Origin of the sequence: Sphingobacterium sp. xlx-96, from assembly GCF_011007365.1 — a bacterium.
In the GTDB taxonomy this organism is placed as follows: domain Bacteria; phylum Bacteroidota; class Bacteroidia; order Sphingobacteriales; family Sphingobacteriaceae; genus Sphingobacterium; species Sphingobacterium luzhongxinii.
In genome coordinates this window covers 69,480-88,915 of record NZ_WFKM01000007.1, presented here as the reverse complement: position 1 = coordinate 88,915, position 19,436 = coordinate 69,480, and the positions used below count along the sequence as shown (strand labels likewise).

The 19,436-nt window shown below is 39.7% G+C and carries 16 protein-coding genes and 3 tRNA genes; 2 read left to right on the top strand and 17 right to left on the bottom strand.

What is annotated here, in order from left to right:
• Positions 1-39 precede the first annotated feature (39 nt).
• The 3 genes from G7B20_RS10630 to cdaA all read right to left on the bottom strand — a co-directional run bounded on the left by G7B20_RS10630 (position 40) and on the right by cdaA (position 4,911).
• On the bottom strand, positions 40-2,961 hold the full coding sequence (locus G7B20_RS10630) for an FAD-binding and (Fe-S)-binding domain-containing protein (protein ID WP_164111046.1): 2,922 nt from the start codon (positions 2,959-2,961) through the stop codon (positions 40-42).
• A gap of 102 nt (positions 2,962-3,063) precedes the next feature.
• Entirely contained in the window at positions 3,064-3,972 is a 909-nt protein-coding gene (locus G7B20_RS10625) for a DUF1338 domain-containing protein (protein ID WP_164111044.1), read from the bottom strand.
• Positions 3,973-4,116: 144 nt separating this feature from the next.
• Positions 4,117-4,911 carry a diadenylate cyclase CdaA gene (gene cdaA, locus G7B20_RS10620; protein WP_164111042.1) on the bottom strand — a complete coding sequence of 265 codons (795 nt, stop codon included), beginning with the start codon at positions 4,909-4,911 and terminating at the stop codon, positions 4,117-4,119.
• Between the two features lie 604 nt (positions 4,912-5,515).
• Here cdaA and G7B20_RS10615 point away from each other — a divergent pair.
• Positions 5,516-6,235 carry a pyridoxine 5'-phosphate synthase gene (locus G7B20_RS10615; RefSeq protein ID WP_164111040.1) on the top strand — a complete coding sequence of 240 codons (720 nt, stop codon included), beginning with the start codon at positions 5,516-5,518 and terminating at the stop codon, positions 6,233-6,235.
• A 78-nt stretch (positions 6,236-6,313) separates the two neighbouring features.
• On the opposite strand, the gene lepB is transcribed toward G7B20_RS10615, so the two are convergent.
• The 5 genes from lepB to G7B20_RS10590 form a co-directional block, all read right to left on the bottom strand.
• Positions 6,314-7,735, bottom strand: coding sequence for a signal peptidase I (gene lepB / locus G7B20_RS10610; protein ID WP_164111038.1), 1,422 nt, complete (start codon positions 7,733-7,735; stop codon positions 6,314-6,316).
• A 108-nt stretch (positions 7,736-7,843) separates the two neighbouring features.
• Entirely contained in the window at positions 7,844-8,587 is a 744-nt protein-coding gene (dapB, locus tag G7B20_RS10605) for a 4-hydroxy-tetrahydrodipicolinate reductase (RefSeq protein WP_164111036.1), read from the bottom strand.
• A 35-nt stretch (positions 8,588-8,622) separates the two neighbouring features.
• Positions 8,623-9,348: a DUF5683 domain-containing protein gene (locus G7B20_RS10600; protein ID WP_164111035.1), complete on the bottom strand. Its 726-nt coding sequence runs from the start codon at positions 9,346-9,348 to the stop codon at positions 8,623-8,625.
• On the bottom strand, positions 9,348-10,262 hold the full coding sequence (locus G7B20_RS10595; protein ID WP_164111031.1) for a ParB/RepB/Spo0J family partition protein: 915 nt from the start codon (positions 10,260-10,262) through the stop codon (positions 9,348-9,350). The genes G7B20_RS10600 and G7B20_RS10595 overlap by 1 nt, the downstream gene beginning before the upstream one ends.
• Positions 10,263-10,264: 2 nt before the next feature.
• The gene (locus tag G7B20_RS10590; protein WP_079642815.1) at positions 10,265-11,062 is read right to left on the bottom strand and encodes a ParA family protein; all 798 of its coding nucleotides are present in this window, start codon (positions 11,060-11,062) and stop codon (positions 10,265-10,267) included.
• A gap of 207 nt (positions 11,063-11,269) precedes the next feature.
• Between G7B20_RS10590 and G7B20_RS10585 the strand changes: the two genes are divergently transcribed.
• Positions 11,270-11,791, top strand: coding sequence for an NADPH-dependent FMN reductase (locus G7B20_RS10585; protein ID WP_164111029.1), 522 nt, complete (start codon positions 11,270-11,272; stop codon positions 11,789-11,791).
• 4 nt (positions 11,792-11,795) lie between these two features.
• Here the strand turns inward: G7B20_RS10585 and G7B20_RS10580 are convergent, their stop codons facing one another.
• The 9 genes from G7B20_RS10580 to G7B20_RS19475 form a co-directional block, all read right to left on the bottom strand.
• Positions 11,796-12,623, bottom strand: coding sequence for a UDP-2,3-diacylglucosamine diphosphatase (locus G7B20_RS10580; protein ID WP_164111028.1), 828 nt, complete (start codon positions 12,621-12,623; stop codon positions 11,796-11,798).
• 261 nt (positions 12,624-12,884) lie between these two features.
• Positions 12,885-12,959: transfer RNA gene (locus G7B20_RS10575), tRNA-Val, on the bottom strand.
• A gap of 53 nt (positions 12,960-13,012) precedes the next feature.
• Positions 13,013-13,087: transfer RNA gene (locus G7B20_RS10570), tRNA-Val, on the bottom strand.
• Positions 13,088-13,098: 11 nt separating this feature from the next.
• Positions 13,099-13,173: transfer RNA gene (locus tag G7B20_RS10565), tRNA-Val, on the bottom strand.
• A gap of 140 nt (positions 13,174-13,313) precedes the next feature.
• Entirely contained in the window at positions 13,314-15,296 is a 1,983-nt protein-coding gene (locus tag G7B20_RS10560) for a putative porin (protein WP_164111025.1), read from the bottom strand.
• Positions 15,297-15,342: 46 nt separating this feature from the next.
• A complete protein-coding gene (locus G7B20_RS10555; RefSeq protein WP_164111024.1) occupies positions 15,343-16,158 on the bottom strand; it encodes a purine-nucleoside phosphorylase in 816 nt (271 codons plus the stop codon).
• A 211-nt stretch (positions 16,159-16,369) separates the two neighbouring features.
• Positions 16,370-17,860, bottom strand: coding sequence for a sodium:solute symporter (locus tag G7B20_RS10550; RefSeq protein ID WP_164111022.1), 1,491 nt, complete (start codon positions 17,858-17,860; stop codon positions 16,370-16,372).
• A 15-nt stretch (positions 17,861-17,875) separates the two neighbouring features.
• Positions 17,876-18,694 (bottom strand): N-acetylmuramic acid 6-phosphate etherase, encoded by an 819-nt coding sequence (gene murQ / locus G7B20_RS10545; protein WP_164111020.1) that lies wholly within the window; start codon positions 18,692-18,694, stop codon positions 17,876-17,878.
• A gap of 87 nt (positions 18,695-18,781) precedes the next feature.
• Positions 18,782-19,432, bottom strand: coding sequence for a polysaccharide deacetylase family protein (locus G7B20_RS19475; RefSeq protein WP_240466003.1), 651 nt, complete (start codon positions 19,430-19,432; stop codon positions 18,782-18,784).
• Positions 19,433-19,436 lie beyond the last annotated feature (4 nt).

The following is a 19,436-nucleotide window of genomic DNA, read 5'->3' as shown; positions in this document are numbered from 1 at the left end:
CATTCTACACAAAAAAAACTGGAAAACAGCGTTTATAGACTAAATCAACGATTCATACAGTACCTGAACAGGATGTATGGCCTTTACTCCTGTGCCGTCCTTTATTTGATGGCGACAACTTGTACCTGGAGCAACTACAATCTCTTCCGTGACCTTTTCCTTAACAGCAGGGAATAGAACCAGATTACCGATTTGCATAGACAATTGGTAATGTTCTTGTTCATAACCAAATGAACCAGCCATCCCACAGCACCCCGAAGGTATCACTTTTACCACAGCTCCTTTCATTATTTTTAACGCACTTTCTGTATAACCTTGTAGCTTCCAAGCTTTCTGTTGACAATGCGTATGCAACAAAAGTCGCCTTTCTGCCGAATCGAATAGATCGGAGGATATATTTCCCTTTTCAAACTCACGTACCAAAAACTCTTCCATAAGCATGGCATACGGAGCTATTCTTCTTGCTTCAGGTTCCAGTTCCACATCGACTAAGTCAACATATTCATCGCGAAATGTTAATATCGCAGAAGGCTCTACAGATATTAGTGGTGTCTCAGCTGTCAAACGGGAAGCAAACAATTTCACGTTTTTATTAGCTAGCTTTTTCGCATCCCGCAACAATCCTTTAGAAAGCAAGGCTCTTCCACTGGACATATGCGAAATCATCAAAACCTCGTAACCTAATCGCTCTAACAATAGAATGGATTGCTGCCCTATTTCTAAATCATTGTAGTTGGTAAACTCATCACAGAAGAAATACACAGTCCCTTTGATCTGTTCTCGTTTTCGAATTGGTTTATCTCTATTTGAGAACCATTTTTTCAAGGGGATATCCCCCAACAAAGGTAGACTCCGATGCGTAGCAAATCCTATCATACGCTTAGCTAACCTTCCTACAATCGGATTTTGCACGAACCAATTGTAGAAACTCGGTATATAAGACATCCAATACATAAGACGATCCACGTTTCCAATCAAACGGCTACGTAACGGTACGCCATGTGCATCGTAATATCCCTGTAAAAAATCAGCTTTCATTTTTGCCATATCAACACTAGAAGGACATTCTATTTTGCATCCCTTGCAGCTCAGGCAAAGCTCCATCACCTCCTTTATCTCGGGATGGTCAAAAGGATTCTCTCGGGGCGAGTGCGTCAAAAACTCCCGCAATATATTGGCTCTTGCACGTGTGGTATCCTTTTCATCACGGCTGGCCATATAGGAAGGACACATTGTCCCGCCAGAAAGGGATGACTTTCGACAATCTCCCGAACCATTACATTGTTCCGCATGTCCTAATATATCTTGGCCAGGATATCTAAAAACTGTTTCTATTTTCTTCTTCGTTCCTCCAGGGGCATAACGTAAAAATGTATTCATCGCTGGTGTGTCAACGATCTTCCCAGGATTGAAAATACAGTTAGGATCCCACTTTTTCTTGATATCTTTCAACAGCTGATAATTACGTTCGCCAATCATATAGGGTATAAACTCCCCACGTAGTCGCCCGTCGCCATGCTCCCCACTTAAAGAGCCTTGGTATTTCTTCACCAACTTTGCAATTTCGAAAGCTATCTTCCGAAAAAGAAGATTCCCTTCTTTTGTTTTGAGATTCAGAATAGGGCGTAGATGCAACTCACCTGTAGCAGCATGCGCGTAATGCACGGAATACAAACCATATTTATCAAGAATGGTATTAAAATCCGCGATATAATCAGGCAGATCCTCTACAGCCACAGCCGTATCTTCAATCACTGCAACGGGTTTTTCATCACCATGCATATTACTTAGCAGTCCTAACCCAGCTTTGCGTAAATCCCAGACCTTCTTTCTATCCTTCCCGAAAACTATAGGGAAATAATAACCTAGACCTTCTTTTCGCATTGCAGATTCCACTTTTGCAATCCTCTCTCGTATTGCAGCCTCGTCGGGACCATCATATTCGATAATTAAAATAGCTTCTGGCACTCCTTCTACAAAAAATCTGTTTTGGCGCTGCTCGAGATTACCAACCGTACATTCCAAAATATAGTGATCCATCAACTCGCTGACTAAGGGCTGATATGCCAAGGCAATAAGATTAGCACGGAGTGCATCGTCTAACCTGTGAAAATGTACGCAGAGCAAACCTGTTGGATTTTGCGGCAACTTGTCCACATGTAGCTTGATCTCGGTCATAAAGAATAGTGTTCCCTCTGATCCACAGATCAACTTACAGAAGTTAAACGGATCTCCTCCCGCCGTAAACGGATCTGCTGCTAACAACAGATCAATCGCATAACCTGTGTTACGTCGATGGATACTGCGTTTGGGAAACTGGGTACGGATTTCTTCCTGATTATGGTAATCGCCTAAAATAGTCCGAATCTGTCTATACACCTCCCCTTCCAAAGAAGGCAGGTCACATTTTGCGATAAAATCATCAAAAGATAATGCCTTAAAAGATGCTTTAGTACCATCAGAAAGAAATCCAGTGACCTCTAGTGTGTGCTCTCGAGTACTGCCATAAATCAATGAATTGGATCCACAGGAATTATTTCCAACCATGCCCCCTATCATCGCTCTGTTTGCTGTGGATGTCTCTGGCCCAAAATATAACCCCAAGGGCTTTAGAAACATGTTCAACTCGTCGCGAATAACACCAGGCTGCACCTTCACCCATTGCTGATCCGTATTGACTTCCAAAATTTGGGTAAAATACTTAGAAACATCTACTACAATACCTGCACCTACAACTTGACCCGCCAACGAAGTACCTGCAGTCCTAGGGATGAGCGATGTACTATTGGCTATTGCAAATTGAATCAGTTTCTCAATATCAGATTCCTGCTGGGGGAATGCTACCGCCAACGGCAATTCCCTATAAACCGAAGCATCTGTCGCATAGAGTGTACGCATCAGGTGATCGCTATACAACTCTCCTTCCATAGCGCGCGCTAATTCCTGTAACCTCTCTTCCACTGCCAATTTTTATTATGTGTATAATCTTATTTTTATCTGTCCTAAGGAGCATCCAAACTAAACTCATTCGTAATTGTGAAGCCATTGCTACATGGATCTTTCTTACGAACCTTTAATTTGCGCAGTATACGTACTTTCAAAAATTTTATCTGCATTATTGGCTTCAAAACCGTCCCTACGATGCTTGACACCAACTTCAGATTTATCTAAATGACTAAACTGGGGCAATACACTGCGCTCGGCAAACTCTACATAACTACCTGCTATCTCTAATACTTGACCATCTGCGAAAAGTGCTTTATACAATGCAGATACAGTACTACTCTGTCGTAACAAACCGTCATCACTGGTTTTGATCACCCCACCAGAATTATTAAGCTTCACTCCGATACTTTTTAAAAAGGAATTAAACTCTTCTAATGTATTAAAACCATCTTTCAATTCATGAATACTGATGGTATAGTGGTTTAAGTAGTATCGGTTGTAAATCACCCAGGCTGCATACTCGCTTTCTGCCAGTAACGATTTATAATCCGATGAAGTGGGCAGACCCCATAGTGGCTTTTGAAGGAAATCGGCAACTTCCTGACCATTTTTCAAATCAATAGAATCGACTGGATCGGCTACAATGGCAGAAGTATATTTGCGTATTATCTCTTGCACATTCGCACTTAGATCCTGTACGCGAAGTTCAGAAACGAATATACGTGGGTATCCTTCTTGAGGAGAAGAGAACCAGTATGCGTCCAATTTCTTACCTTCAAAATGATAATAATCCCGCTTTTCATAACCCAATGCTAGGAATATCTTCTCAAAAGATTTAATTCCTAGATGGGGAACTCCTAGTGTCCGAAATGCGATATGATCATTGACAATATCTTCTTGTGATCCAATCACCCCTTTTGCCAATAAAGCATCTGTAATCTTATTAACGTCCGAAACATTAGACCTGTAATGATCAAATAAATCATTCAAAACAATATCAAGTGGCTCATTTTCATCAAAATGCATACGATCAAATTTAAAGTTTATACTTCAGTAAATTTAAGAAATAGATTTTAATAAAACATGACAACAAAGGTTTTGCCGAATAAAAATCAGAATAATAAAGAGGTTAACGAAAAATATTCTAACAACACATAAAAGAACCGAACACTACAGCTCTTCTTTCAAGAGATCCTCCAGTTCTTCCGGACTAAGATTCATATTTACATTACCATCTTTGGCAAAGGAAATTTCACCTGTCTCTTCAGAAACAATAACGGCGACAGCCTCCGAGACCTCCGTGACACCTATAGCAGCGCGGTGTCTTAATCCAAACTGTGGCGGAAGATCTTCACTATCGGACAATGGCAACACCGAACTCGCTGTCATCACACGAAAATCCACAATGACGACAGCTCCGTCATGCAAGGGGCTATTTTTAAAGAAAATACTCTCCAGTAATCGCTTAGATACAGGAGCATCTATATACTCGCCACTGGATTGGTAATATTCTTCATCAAAATACTTAGAAAACACCAGTAAGGCTCCGGTACGTGACCTGGACATACTCCTACAAGCATCTATAATAGGTTTTATCTTTTCGGAATGATCCTGTTGTGCCGTCTTCTTAGCCCCCAAAAAAGTCCAAAAAAACTTCTTACGGCGCATGGAGATATTCTTACCGATATGCAACAAAAAACGCCTTATCTCTTGTTGGAAGACGACAATTAATGCTATTGAGCCTACAGAAATAAACACACCGAATATTTCCGTCAATAGGCGCATTTCCAGTTGCTTCACTACCAGATAAATTCCGTAAAATAATGCTACCCCCAACAGGATATTAACAGCAATAGTACCTTTTATTAAACTGTACACATAATACACGATGACAGCAACTAAAAAGATATCTATAATATCCAGTAACCGGAATCCTTCGAGTAGATTAAAGCTTAGTCCTTCCATTTGTAATGCAATTTAAAAAATTAATACCAAGATTTCTTCCTGTTCAATAGTTTTATAAAGATAATACCTCTCTTTGCGTCGTATGATCTTGGTATCGTGTAAATGTTAGGGAGTTTCTTAAAAAAAGAAACGATCTGTCGATATTAAAGGAAGGTTTTTATGTCGTCACTCAGGCCGTGACTGTCCCATATTTTTTTCCCGCAAAAAAGTATGCAAAAAACTCGTCACTGTGCCGGATTGCCACAAAGCCTTCCCATTCCTGCTATTGGCAATCCGCCAAGGTGACATAATTTAAAGTGTACGAAGTAGTACTTACGGCGATTCTTCAATTCTCGATGTATGGCACCAATACTGTCGATATAAAACGTACATTTTAGCTAAATCTCGCCTGTGAAGATTTTGGCATTAGTAGGAGAAAGCCCTACCCTTACAGCCAAAATGTTCGAGCGAGAAGTTTTGGTTACTTTTGCTCCAAAAGTAACATGCCCTGCGCCGGCAGAGAGGCGCATAAAAAACCTTCCATTTTAATAAAAACAATCTCCATAATTACGTCTAAAAGGTATTAACTTGATTTTAACTATCTTTACGTAATAATATGCTAAACATGACAAAACTATCTGTAAACATCAATAAAGTGGCTACCCTTCGTAATTCTCGCGGAGGCAACACCCCCAACGTTCTTGCTGCGGCACTTGCCGCCGAGCGATTCGGAGCTGAAGGCATCACGGTACATCCTCGTCCAGACGAAAGACATATACGCTATCAAGATGTATACGACCTTAAAGCTGAAATCCAAACTGAATTTAATATTGAAGGTAATTGTCAGGAACAGAAATTTATAGACTTGGTATTAGCCAACAATCCCACACAGGTCACCTTGGTACCTGATGCGCTTGAACAAATAACATCTAACCATGGCTGGGATACGATCAAGCATAGAGATTATCTTAAAAAGATGGTCAGCCTATTTCAAAAAGAGGGAATCCGTGTATCTATTTTTGTAGATCCGGTCGTCGAAATGATTGAAGGAGCTGCAGAAACCGGAACCGATCGCGTCGAGTTGTACACGGAAGCTTATGCCGCTGAATTTGGGTTTGACAGGGAAAAAGCGATCAAACCGTATTATCAAGCTGCGTTAAAAGCACGCGAACTCGGCTTGGGGTTAAATGCAGGTCATGATCTAGACTTAAATAACCTAGCTTACTTTAACCAACATATTCCTGATTTATTAGAGGTCAGCATCGGACACGCATTGATTGCAGATGCCCTTTATCTTGGTCTCGAAGAAACCATAAAACGTTATTTAGCTGCTTTAAAAGCCTAAATGATTATTTTAATCTTATAAAAAGCCCTAAGTAAATTGTTTTACTTAGGGCTTTTTATTGCACTTCGTTGGTTATTTTTATTTTATTCCTCTAAATATCCTGTTCCAACGAATCTTCGAGAAGAAAGTTCCATCTTTATCCCAGCTCAACCAAGTAAACAAGGCTTTCCCTACCACATGGTCCTCTGGAACGAATCCAAAATCACGAGAATCCAAAGAGTTATCACGGTTATCTCCCATCATCCAATAGTAATTCATTTTAATAGTATAAGTAGCCTGTTTGACTCCATTAACATAAAAACCATCAGCTCGCTTTTCAAGTGTATTTCCCTCATAAACTGTAATCAAGCGTTGATAAATCGGATAGGTACGATCATTTATCTGAACAACATCCCCTTTCTTGGGCACAGTTAATGGCCCAAAATTATGAAAGTTCCAGTTATACTGATTGTCTTTTGGAAAGGCTGCGCTGTCATTATTATACGGCATTACCTCTGTCACATTAGACCAACCTCTGACTTGCTGTATCTCTTCTTTGGTAACGTGTAGCAGGTAGGCAACAATACGTCCATTCTCATCAGGTAATTCCATGTATTCGAAACGTTTGTCCACTAAAATATCTGGATCAAGTCCACGCTCGTCGGTATACACAATATAGGCAGATTGTACATCATTAGAATCAAAGCCTGTATTACCATTAACAATCAAATTCCCTCCTTTCATCTCCACGACATCACCAGGCACCCCTACAGCACGTTTGATATAATTCTCCCGTTTGTCCACAGGCCTATTGTAAGGAGCATCTGCTTCCATAGGAAAATTGAAAACAACAACATCATTACGTTCGATATTCTCAAAGCCTGGCAACCTCTTATAAGGAATTTTAACTAATTCGGAATAAGCTTTACCTCCTGTAATAGGCATGGTATGATGGGCAAATGGAAATGCCAATGGCGTGTTAGGAATACGTGGCCCATAATTCAACTTGCTCACAAACAAAAAGTCACCCACTAAAAGGCTGCGCTCCATAGAACCTGTAGGAATCATGTAAGCTTCAATAAGAAAACCTCTAATTAAGGATGCTGCCACAGTCGCAAAAATGATTGCATCGGCCCATTCGCGGGCTACAGATTTCTTGTAAGGATATTTCTTCTTAAACTCCTCGGTATTAGGCTGTCCCAAATATTTGACAGCAGGATCCTTACCCCACATCGGAAGAACTATAAAAGGAACAAGAACTGCTGCCGCATTCTCCCAAAAACGACGCTTGCCAAAAGCTTTAATCAGATCCAGGTAAAAACCATAAAATATAAAAATATTTACGATAGGCACGAAAAGCCAAACGATCCACCATGTCGGTCTACCAACCAGCTGGGCCATGACATATTCTCTATAAAAAGGAATCACTGCTTCCCAACCTTGTTTACCAGCTTTTTTAAACAATAGCCAAAGCCCGTAGAGCGAGATAACAGTCAGTATTCCAAAAACGATATACCACATAATAGTAAAATTTAAAAGTCAGAAATTAAAAACACGACTAAAGTCAAAAGTTTTAATGATGACTTCTTATACGTCGACTGTTCAATTCAAATGTTACAGTACTTATTATTATTTATTAAAATCAAAAATCTCAGTAACCTGAAAAAAACCTGTACGTCCCTTTAACCACTCTGCTGCCACAACGGCACCTAAAGCAAAACCATCTCTGTTATGGGCTGTATGTTTAAATTCGATCTGATCTACTTCAGAGCTATACAGTACCGTATGCGTACCGGGAACCTCTTCGATGCGAAGGCTTTCGATCAATAACTCGTCCGGCTTATTAATCACATCGTTTTCCGCACCGACGACTTCATTCACCCACGAAGATTTTGACTCATAATTATCAAGAATTCCTTCAGCTATTGTAATGGCAGTCCCGCTAGGTGCATCTAATTTGTGAATATGATGAATTTCTTCAACCTGTACATCGTATTGTTTATAGGGATTCATAGCATGAGCCAGAAGTCTGTTGATATGGAAGAAAACATTTACACCTATACTAAAATTGGATCCATATAAAAGAGCTTGCTCAGCCTCAAGACAAGTTTCCTTAACCTCTTGCATATGCTCGTACCATCCGGTGGTACCCACTACGATAGGTAGGTTTGCTTCAAAACACAAACTTATATTGGACAATGCAGCCTCTGGTGTACTGAAATCGATAGCAACATCTGCTCCTTCAAGATCTTCGGCACCGATACTATCTCTATTACTGGCATCTACGATAAGTACGACTTCATGACCTCTCTTGAGTGCAAACTTCTCAATAAGTTGCCCCATTTTTCCATAACCAAGTAAAACGATTTTCATATCTTATAGTTTAATAATTGCCAAATTAACATTTATTATTTAATCGCAAATGTCAATTTGATGCCTGGGGTAAAATAATTTGCAAAATTACGTTGATAAGCCAATGTCGGGGTAGGCATAAATGTCGGATTGATTTTAACCGTTAGATCATCACCTATATTATACCGGTTGCGCAGCATGGAATCGGTATATGCTTCTATTACATTCCCCGCCCACCATACCGCGGTAATTAGGATCGTCATATCACGATTTCGCCTAAAGTTGTCTTTTTGCTGGATAATTCCTGTTGTACTAAGGTATTGGAGATCCAAATTTTGCTTATCTTCACCATTATCGATCCGATAAGCGGCCTCTTTGGCAAACATCTTATAATAATAATTCCAGTAATCAAACACGAAATAGGCTGTTATAAAACCACCATAAATAATAGGCAACTTGACCCACACCCAGCGACCACCATTCGTTATTTGCCCCCAACCAGGTGCTATAGCCGATCTCCGCCATGCCACTCGGGAGATCTCTTCGATGGCCAATCGTGTCGAATCTTTAAGAATATCCTTATAATAATATTTGGCGCGTTCCTTTTCAGCTTTTTCTCGCTCTTTACGCTCCTTCCGTGTTTCTTTTTTTACAGAAGTCTGTGGAGCAACGCTGTCTAAAGCTAGCTTTATCGAATCCTTAAGCACACGGGTAGAATCTACCTGGGCATAGGTGCCCTGTGCCAATAGTAAGAAAAATATAACTACGAATATCTTCGACATTACCAGTCAAGCAGTTCTAAGATACGACTCAAATCATCTTCAGAATCAAATGGTATTTCGATTGCTCCTTTGCCACGGCTATTTTTCAGGTTTAAACGAACCCGGGTAGAAAATCTAGATGCCAAATCATCTTCAATCTTCTGATATTGGAAATCCAATTGTTTGCCGACGTTTTGGTTTTTCTTTGGCTTTGATTGCTCTTGGATATTACGAACAAGAATTTCTGTCATACGCACAGAAAGCCCCTTCTCGATAATCTCCTGAAAGACGAACAACTGTTTATCAATTTCTCCAACGTTAATCAAGGCACGTGCATGTCCCATAGAAATCTGTCCGTCCCGGATACCAGCTTGTATAGCTGGGGGAAGCTTCAGTAATCTCAGGTAATTTGTCACGGTAGAACGGTTTTTAGAAACACGGTCTCCCAGTTCCTCCTGCTTTAAATTACATTCTTCGATCATCCGTTGAAAACTCAATGCGACTTCAATTGCATTTAGATTCTCCCGTTGAATATTTTCAATCAACGCCATTTCCAACATCTGTTGGTCATTGGCTGTACGCACATAGGCTGGAATATCAGTAATACCCGCTAGTTTGGAAGCACGTAAACGACGTTCTCCACTGATCAGCTGATACTGATTTTTGCTGACCTGACGTACCGTAATGGGCTGTATTAATCCCTGAAGTTGAATAGACTCCGATAACTCCTTTAATGCTTCCTCATCAAAATCAGTACGGGGCTGAAAAGGATTGACCGTAATTTGCTCGACCTTAATAAAATTGATACTTCCCGCCGCAGACCCCGACACTTCGCCGCTCTCTTTTGGGGGAGCAGCCGGTGAATCTTTCAAATCATCCTGCAACAAAGCACCTAAGCCTTTACCTAACCCTGTTTTACGTTGTAATGCTGCCATTCTTATACGATCGCTTTTTCTTTATTATGTTCAACCAAACCATTTTTCTGCAAGATCTCACGTGCTAGATTCAAGTAATTCACAGCTCCTTTACACGAAGCATCATGCATGATCACAGAAATCCCAAAACTAGGGGCTTCACTTAATCGTGTATTACGTTGTATAATAGTCTCGAAAACCAGATCCGTAAAATGTGTACGTACCTCTTCGACTACCTGATTGGATAGGCGTAAACGCACATCATACATCGTCAATAGGATTCCCTCGATTTCTAAGTCGGTATTTAATCTATTTTGAACAATTTTTATAGTATTTAATAATTTGCCAAGTCCTTCAAGCGCAAAATATTCACACTGTACCGGAATAATCACCGAATCAGATCCTGTCAATGCATTGATCGTAATCAAACCCAGGGACGGCGAACAATCTATGATGATAAAATCATAATCATCTTTGATTTCACCCAGCATTTTCTTCATTTTGTACTCACGCTCATGAAGATTAATCATCTCAATTTCCGCCCCTACTAAATCAATATGTGCTGGCAAAAGATCTAAATAGGGTGTATCTGTAGCCTGTATAGCCTCACGAGGATCCAGATCATTAACCAAACATTCGTAGACGCTAGCTTTGATATTTCGGGGATCAAAACCTATCCCTGAAGTAGAGTTTGCCTGTGGATCAGCATCCACTAAAAGCGTCTTGTACTCCAAAACAGCTAAACTCGCTGCCAAATTTATCGAAGTTGTTGTCTTCCCTACGCCACCTTTTTGATTTGCTATTGCAATTATTTTTCCCATGAGATACCGAACCTTTTACAATTTTTGTTTTCAAGAATTGTTCTCCATTCAAAAATACATTCCTATTACTAAAGAAATGTTTAAATGATGTTAAAATTACTAAATTTGAGAACTTCCTGGTACTATTACTCAGGATGCTAAGATACAAAAAATTGATTTACGATTTGAAAAACTCGTTGATTGATTATTATAAGTAGCAACATTACAATGAATTTAATTATTTCGGGAACAAATCGACTGGGTAGTAACTCGTTAAAAGTCGCAGAATATTACAAAAAAGAGTTGGGTAAGAAAGGAGAAGATTGGCAAATTCTATCATTAATAGATCTTCCACACGACATATTGTTTACAGATCTATACGGCAAACGTTCCACAGCTTTCGCTCCAATTCAAGAATTGGTATCGAAGGCACAGAAATTTGTCTTTATTATTCCAGAATACAACGGTAGCTACCCCGGAGTATTAAAAACTTTCATTGATGCCTGTGCTTACCCTGTTTCCTTCTACCACAAAAAAGCCGCTCTTGTAGGAGTATCAACCGGAAAATACGGAAATATCCGAGGTGTAGATCACTTTACCGGCGTTTGTAATTATATGCGGATGCATGTCATGCCCCTTAAGATCCATATCCCGAGCATCCAAAGCGAGCTAAGTCAAGGAGGAGACTTTGCTGAAGATAGTACCTATCAATTCGTACAGGAGCAGATTGAGGAGATTATTCGATTCTAGCAAATTAGAGCCCGACCTTTATCCTATCCAAAAGACCATCTAAAGTGTAGGATAAAGGAGACTCGTGCAGCGGGTACTTGCCCAAGGTATCTTTTTGCTCCTCATAGTGAAACATGGTCCATTCGTGGTTATTATATTCCAATGCAGAGAGATTTTCAATCCAATCACCGGAATTCATATAGACACATTTTCCCTTTTTTGTTTCGACGGTACGGATCTGTGGTTGGTGGATATGACCGCAGATTACATAATCATAGTGACCCTCTATAGCAAGCTCCGACGCTGTATGTTCAAAATCTCCAATAAATTTGACCGCTTTTTTTACAGAGTTTTTAATCCTTTTTGATAATGAATACTTCTCACGCCCCAGTCTATTCAAGCACCAATTAATAAGATTATTCAATCGAATAAGCATATCATAGCCCCACCCGCCCAATTTGGCTAGCCATTTGGAATGCTGTACAGACGCATCAAATACATCCCCATGAAATACCCAGGCTTTCTTATCTCCCAAATGCAACACCAGCTTGTCCACCAACTTGATATTCCCAAAACTGATATCCGAAAACTTACGAAGCATCTCATCATGATTACCCGTAACATAGATCAACTCTGTCCCTTGATAGGCCATATCAAAGAGATATTTAATGACACGAAGGTGCTGATCCGGAAAATAGCTTTTCTTAAACTGCCAAATATCTATTATATCGCCATTCAAGATCAGTTTGGATGGTTTTATGGAGTACAGATAATGCAGTACTTCCTTGGCTCTACAGCCATAGGTCCCTAAATGCAGGTCGGACAAAACGACCAAGTCTACTTCTCTCTTCATAGTTGATTAATACAAATAAAGAAAAGAAAGATTAACTTATCATTTTCAGATAGTTAAGAAAATTTTAATTCTTCATCTTCAAATTTTAATTCTTCATCTTCAAATTTTAATTCTTCATCTTCAAAAAAAACAAATAGGCTATTTTGTTGAAATAACACGAACTTCATGGTCATAAAAAAGGAGAAGGAACAGCACCACGCATGAAGAAGAGGAGAAGTATTCAAAAAAAAAGCATCAGATGACTGATGCTTTTGAATTTTGTGGGGATTACTGGGCTCGAACCAGTGACCCCTACCTTGTCGAGGTAGTGCTCTAAACCAACTGAGCTAAACCCCCAAAATTATTTTCTATTTAAAAAAAAAAGCACCAATTACTTGATGCTCAATATGTGGAGGATACTGGGTTCGAACCAGTGACCCCCTGCTTGTAAGGCAGGTGCTCTGAACCAGCTGAGCTAATCCTCCGAGACTCTATGTGGAGAATACTGGGTTCGAACCAGTGACCCCCTGCTTGTAAGGCAGGTGCTCTGAACCAGCTGAGCTAATTCTCCATATTTTTTATCTTTAAGAACTCACAATCTGTTTCCCTGATTGCGTGTGCAAATATAGGCCTAAATTTCTATTTTCAAAACATTTCATAAACATTTTTCACCATTAATATCACAAGATACTAAAAAACAATCAGATAATTTTAATCGTAAAACTTCCACGAAACCCCAAATCTAAAATTAGCGGGGTTCATTGGGTATCTCCTAACTGTATAATATCCTTTAGGCGCTATATATTGATTGGTAAAATTGTTGCTCACAAACAGATTAACACGTTGAATGTTTGCTGTAATCCAAAAGTCTACTATTGGATAAGTGGAAAACTCTATCCCAGTATTATCGTAATAAAACTGACCCGCATTAATAGCATAAGAAGGGCTTCTAAACGGTGTATTAAAGCGCACATCGGTACCGATTCTAAAATCTAGAACATTATACCAAAACCCGCTATAATAGAAGCTATGCCACGTATATAACTCTGGCGTCATCAACACATCCATCGCATCAGACTTCTGATAGACCACCTTATTGTCGAGACTCCAGGCGCCCAATTTGAAATTTTGAGCAACGGTAACTTTCAATAGGTTCAGATTGCCTGTTTGTGCAGGTGTGATAACCCGGTCTAAGCGCTCATCGTTATCAGGATTATCAACTTCTTTAAAGTAAAGGTATTTATTCATCAGAAAATATTCTGCTTTTCCACTAAAACCTAAAAGCTTGTTGCTATACATAAAGGAAACATTCTGTGTCTTGGTCTTGTCAAATTCATTCGACCATTGATGATACGTATAGTTCATTCGATCAAACACCATTTCAGGAGACTTATTCTGACTATAAGCACCAAGTGATACTTTACCTATTTTATCGCCTATTTCTATATCTGCGTTGGCCTCATAGAGAAAGTCTCCAAAGTTCTTTCCTACAACAATTTGGTCCCCTGCTATCCGTACATTCACACGGTCACTAAATTTATAAGTCAGTTCCCCTTTCACCGTACTATTCTGAAAAAAATCACTCGTGAGACTATCTTTATACCATATGAGATCATTTTGAAAACCGAGATTTAACTTAGCTTCATTTTTCAACAACGATTTATTGCGGAGATAGAAAGAGTATGTAAATTCATTGCTGATCGTAGTTATGCTGGTTGTGTCCCGCACCAATTCTGCTGTTCCAAAAGGGAACGCTCCCTCTCTATCCGATTCATTTTTGAAGAAGATATACTTTCGCTGACGGAATGAAGTATTATGTGCGATTGCATTAGTAGGATGGATCTCCATCTCCGGCTGTCCATTATGCAAGGTGTCTAACCGCCCCAAGTAATAAGACTGTCTTAAAAAAACACCATAATCATTCCACTTGTTATAGGGCCTATTGGCTTGTTGTCCCTTTAACCGAACTGGCACACTGTATAATGCTCCCACTTTAGGGTCCCTAAATACAGTATCATTAACAATAGATCCATTTTCTGTCGCATCCAACTTGTTGAATGTAAAATTTGTAATCATATTATAACGCCTACTGGGCGATTCGTACCAAGAAAAAACTGCCCCTTTACGATCTGAATACTTCTGATTCAAATAATAACCATCTGTATTTGTCGCATGGTATTCGGCTCCTATATTCCAGAGTGGATTTATATTTTGGGCCAACTTTGCTCTAAAAACCTGATCGTCAAAAAAGAATCCAACAGCATAAAGCTCCGAAAATCTTGCCCGAGCACGGTAGTAGGTTACAGAATCCGAGGTGAACAAATACCGCTCTAAAGCGTGAAACCCGGGCTGAAAGCCTATATTTTTATCGGGTGTAAACAGTAAATCACGAGTTGCTAAACCATATGAACCTAAGTTTATACTGGGATCCCATGGCAAGTTTTGTTTGTTAAAATATTGAAAATTATGATGCGTAGTATCGATTTGCTTGGTAGATGTGGCATACTTTAACATATTAAGCGTAGCATACCTGATATATCTTGCCGAAAACACCACAGAGTCCTTTTTATTATCTTCCAATGCACGGGCAGAATCCAAGGCACTACTAAAACCTTCATCTTCCTGCGCCCCCCCTTTAAAGAAAGACACCAAAAGTATTAAGATAACAAAGGCATTACGTAAGCAACTATTCATGAATCTGTTTTAAATATACCTGCAAAAATAAAGGATAAATTAGATTTTACTGCATGGCAATTAATTCTTTTAAAATAGCCGTCATTTTCGGCTCAGCCTCTGCAGCAACGCGTACAATCTCCTGAAGAGAAACAGGTTTTAGATCTGCATGAAATCCCTCATCTGTAATTACTGAGATAGCAAATACAGGCAATCGCATGTGATTAGCGACAATCACTTCGGGAACCGTACTCATGCCTACAATATCACCACCTATAGTACGCATATAGCGATACTCAGCTCGTGTTTCCAAGTTTGGACCTGGTGTCGAAACATACACCGCACGGTGTGCTTTTATATTTAGACGATCGGCAATAGCAAGCCCTTGCGCCGTCATTAATCGATCATAAGGTGCGCTCATATCCGGAAATCTAGGTCCAAAGCTATGATCATTCGCCCCTCTTAATGGGTTATCCGGCAATAGGTTAATATGGTCTTCAATTATACCGACATCTCCTTTTCTAATCTCTGGATTCAAGGAACCGGAGGCATTTGAAACAAACAGCTTCTGAATTCCAAGCACCTTCATCACACGCACAGGAAAAGTAACCTCCTGCATATTATACCCCTCATAAAAGTGTAACCTTCCCTGCATAGCGACGACATTTCGACCATTCAGGGTACCGAAAATAAGTTTACCCGAGTGGAATTCTACTGTCGAAATCGGAAAATTAGGGATATTTGCATACATGATCTGGTGGACTATTTCGATCTCATCAACAAGTTTTCCTAATCCCGTACCTAATATAATCCCAAATTCAGGCACAAAATCGCCTATTTTACGGCGAATTGCAGCGATAGTGTCTTCAACTAGATGATACATATTCTAATAATATTCAAAAAAACTGTACTCTGAGGGACTCATCCTTATAACGTCCACGATAAAGATACTGATAATATCAATTCTATGTGGGGAATCGCTGTTATTAAAGGTTAAAAAAGAAGAACTCCAAAACCTTTATAATACAAAAGACCTTCAAAACAGTTAAAAACCTGCTTTGAAGGTCTTCCTTCGTATCAACAAAAAAGTAGAACTACTTGTGCGATAGCGCCTTTTCTGTCGCCCTTCCTGGTGATGTTATAAGCAATAGCAAGAATGTGATCAATCCGTTATGGATTATCAAATCTAATCCTATTATATAGGGTGTGTAGACTGATATCACATAGGTATTAAGCAAAAATAAAATCAATGGCGACAATATACATATATAAGGAACAAGCTTATCATTAACTGCACGTTTGGTTAACATCCCAAAAGTAAACAATCCCAACAAAGGACCATAAGTATAACTCGCTGCCGTAAAAATAGCATTTACTACGGAATCATTATTGATCAGTCTGAATACTAAAATAACGATAAGCATCAATACCGAAAATCCAAAATGGACAAGATTTCTCCTTTTCACCAAGACTGGATCATTCGGATTTTCCTTTTTATTAAAATTCAAAAAGTCTACACAATAAGAAGTCGTTAATGCTGTCAACGCCGAATCTGTCGTTGCAAAGGTAGCCGCAGTCAATCCCATCATAAAGATGATCGCCGGTAAAATCGCCAAATGATTCAGCGCAATTTCGGGATACAGGTAATCTCTAGTAGCTAATGTGGATATATCAATTCCGTTTTTCTCTGCGTAGATATACAATAAAGCGCCTACTGCAAGAAAAAAAATGTTGATGACGACAAATACACTGGTGAAGGTGATCATGTTTTTTTGCGCCTCTTTTATCGTACCCATAGATAGGTTCTTCTGCATTAAATCTTGATCAAGTCCCGTCATAGCTATCGTAACAAATACCCCCCCCAAGAACTGCTTCCAAAAGTTAGCTTTACTTCCCACAAAATCATCCCAAAAGAAAATTTTGGAATAGGAGCTTTCTTTAACAGCCTCAAATGTATCCACCACACCAAAATCAAGGCCTTTGGCCATAAAATAGATCGAGAGGATTACTGCTGTAATCAAAAACGTCGTCTGCAACGTATCTGTAACAATAATGGTTTTCAAACCACCCTTATTCGTATACAACCAAATAAGGAGCAAACAAATAACAACTGTTATCGCAAAAGGAATATTCCAGGCATCGAAAATAAAATGCTGAAGCACAATCGCTACCAGATACAACCTAAAAGCCGACCCAATCGTACGTGACACTAAAAAAATAGCTGCTCCTGTCTTGTACGTCATATGTCCAAATCGTTCTTCGAGATAAGTATAGATGGAAGTCAGATTCATCCTGTAATAAAGCGGCAATAAGACATACGCAATAATGACGAAGCCGACAGCATTCCCCAGGACAAACTGAAAATAACTAAAATTGGATGCGCCTACTGCGCCCGGTACGGAAATAAAAGTCACTCCGGACAGCGCTGTACCGATCATACCGAAAGCCACCATGTACCATTTTGAGTTACGATTTGCAACAAAAAAAGTGGAATTGTCGGCCGATCCCCTTGAGGTAAAATGCGACACTGCCAGAAGTACGCCGAAATAGACAACTAAAAAAGACAATAAGATGATAGGTGACATATGTTTAGGTATTTGTTATAGCTGTTTTTCCGATCTAAAAGCTTCAATCGCTTTACGCACATTTCCAAACTCTTCCAATAGCGCTGTAGCAGTATCTTCATCAGCCCCGGTCTCTGCCATAACCATACGCACTCCTCTAGCAACGAGTTTATGATTTGACAACTGCATGTCAACCATTTTATTTCCTTTGACCCTACCTAGCTGTATCATCACCGAGGTACTTATCATATTAAGCACCAGTTTTTGTGCTGTTCCAGCCTTCATTCGGGTAGATCCTGTAACAAATTCTGGCCCTACAATAACCTCGACCGGATATTGAGCGCGAGCTGCTATCGGCGAATTGCCATTACACACAATACAGCCAGTGGCTATACCTTTTTCATTGGCTTTCTCTAAGCCACCGATTACATAAGGTGTCCCTCCAGACGCTGCAATTCCGATCACTACGTCATTAGAATTGACGGCATATTCTTCCAGATCTATCCAAGCCTGCTCCATGTCATCTTCCGCAAATTCTACAGCCTTGCGGATAGCAGTGTCGCCTCCAGCAATAAGACCAATAACCCAATCAAAAGGAACCCCGTAGGTTGGAGGACATTCCGAAGCATCTAATATACCTAGGCGTCCACTCGTACCCGCACCAATATAAAATAACCTTCCTCCATTTTTCATGCGTTCCACAGCCACCTTTACAAGCGATTCGATCTGTGGTATGGACTTCTCTACTGCCAAAGGAACAGTTTTATCTTCCTTATTTATATTATTAAGCAATTCAAGAACCGACATTTTGTCGAGATCTTGGTAATTAGAATCTTTCTCTGTTGTATTTATCATCGGTTCCGAAAATATAGTCATACCTGGTAACATTTCGTAAATATGCTACTTTTTTAAAAAACATGCAAAAAAACGCAGTTATAATTTTTACAGTGCCACGAATTTATAGTTTTTTGAGCGAATCTCCTCAATTAATTCCCCCAGTTTGTTGTATAATTTATCCTGACGGCGGCGATCCGTACCGAGGTGCACTAAAATGATGTAACCATTAATGCCTTTGCTTCTTTCGTACTTATATACCTGATTCAAAATCTGGTCTGTAGTCCAATACCGATCGCCCATTTCGGGATAAGTATAATCCGTAGCTGTTCTCAATCCGGGCGTAAAGTTATAAGTTCCCAACCCTAACTCCTTAGCCCATTTCACAATTACAGCATTATACCACTCATAAGGTGGAATAAACTTGTCTATATTTTTCCCTCCGAGCTCTTCTATCCGATCCATATTTCTTTTGATATCCTTCACAAATTCCCCCTTAGTCACTAATAGCTTGTTTCGATCCTCCCATGGCATATAGAGCAGATGTTGATCTGAATGCGGCCCTACATAGTGTCCCTGTCTAATGAGCTTCCTGATTATTCTCGCACTTTTTTTGTCTTCCAGAAATCGACCTGTAACAAAAAAAGATGCTTTTACCTTTTTGCTTTTAATCACTTTCGCAATAACAGGCAGCCCATCTCTAAATTCATCCCCTGTAAACACCAGACTGACCTCTCGGACTGTACTGTCTCCACGCACAGTT

Excerpts from the sequence above, each read along its gene's own strand:
- G7B20_RS10625 (WP_164111044.1), bottom strand. The coding sequence starts at position 3,972 with ATGCATTTTGATGAAAATGAGCCACTTGATATTGTTTTGAATGATTTA.
- cdaA (WP_164111042.1), bottom strand. The coding sequence starts at position 4,911 with ATGGAAGGACTAAGCTTTAATCTACTCGAAGGATTCCGGTTACTGGAT.
- G7B20_RS10615 (WP_164111040.1), top strand. The coding sequence starts at position 5,516 with ATGACAAAACTATCTGTAAACATCAATAAAGTGGCTACCCTTCGTAAT.
- lepB (WP_164111038.1), bottom strand. The coding sequence starts at position 7,735 with ATGTGGTATATCGTTTTTGGAATACTGACTGTTATCTCGCTCTACGGG.
- dapB (WP_164111036.1), bottom strand. The coding sequence starts at position 8,587 with ATGAAAATCGTTTTACTTGGTTATGGAAAAATGGGGCAACTTATTGAG.
- G7B20_RS10600 (WP_164111035.1), bottom strand. The coding sequence starts at position 9,348 with ATGTCGAAGATATTCGTAGTTATATTTTTCTTACTATTGGCACAGGGC.
- G7B20_RS10595 (WP_164111031.1), bottom strand. The coding sequence starts at position 10,262 with ATGGCAGCATTACAACGTAAAACAGGGTTAGGTAAAGGCTTAGGTGCT.
- G7B20_RS10590 (WP_079642815.1), bottom strand. The coding sequence starts at position 11,062 with ATGGGAAAAATAATTGCAATAGCAAATCAAAAAGGTGGCGTAGGGAAG.
- G7B20_RS10585 (WP_164111029.1), top strand. The coding sequence starts at position 11,270 with ATGAATTTAATTATTTCGGGAACAAATCGACTGGGTAGTAACTCGTTA.
- G7B20_RS10580 (WP_164111028.1), bottom strand. The coding sequence starts at position 12,623 with ATGAAGAGAGAAGTAGACTTGGTCGTTTTGTCCGACCTGCATTTAGGG.
- G7B20_RS10560 (WP_164111025.1), bottom strand. The coding sequence starts at position 15,296 with ATGAATAGTTGCTTACGTAATGCCTTTGTTATCTTAATACTTTTGGTG.
- G7B20_RS10555 (WP_164111024.1), bottom strand. The coding sequence starts at position 16,158 with ATGTATCATCTAGTTGAAGACACTATCGCTGCAATTCGCCGTAAAATA.
- G7B20_RS10550 (WP_164111022.1), bottom strand. The coding sequence starts at position 17,860 with ATGTCACCTATCATCTTATTGTCTTTTTTAGTTGTCTATTTCGGCGTA.
- murQ (WP_164111020.1), bottom strand. The coding sequence starts at position 18,694 with ATGATAAATACAACAGAGAAAGATTCTAATTACCAAGATCTCGACAAA.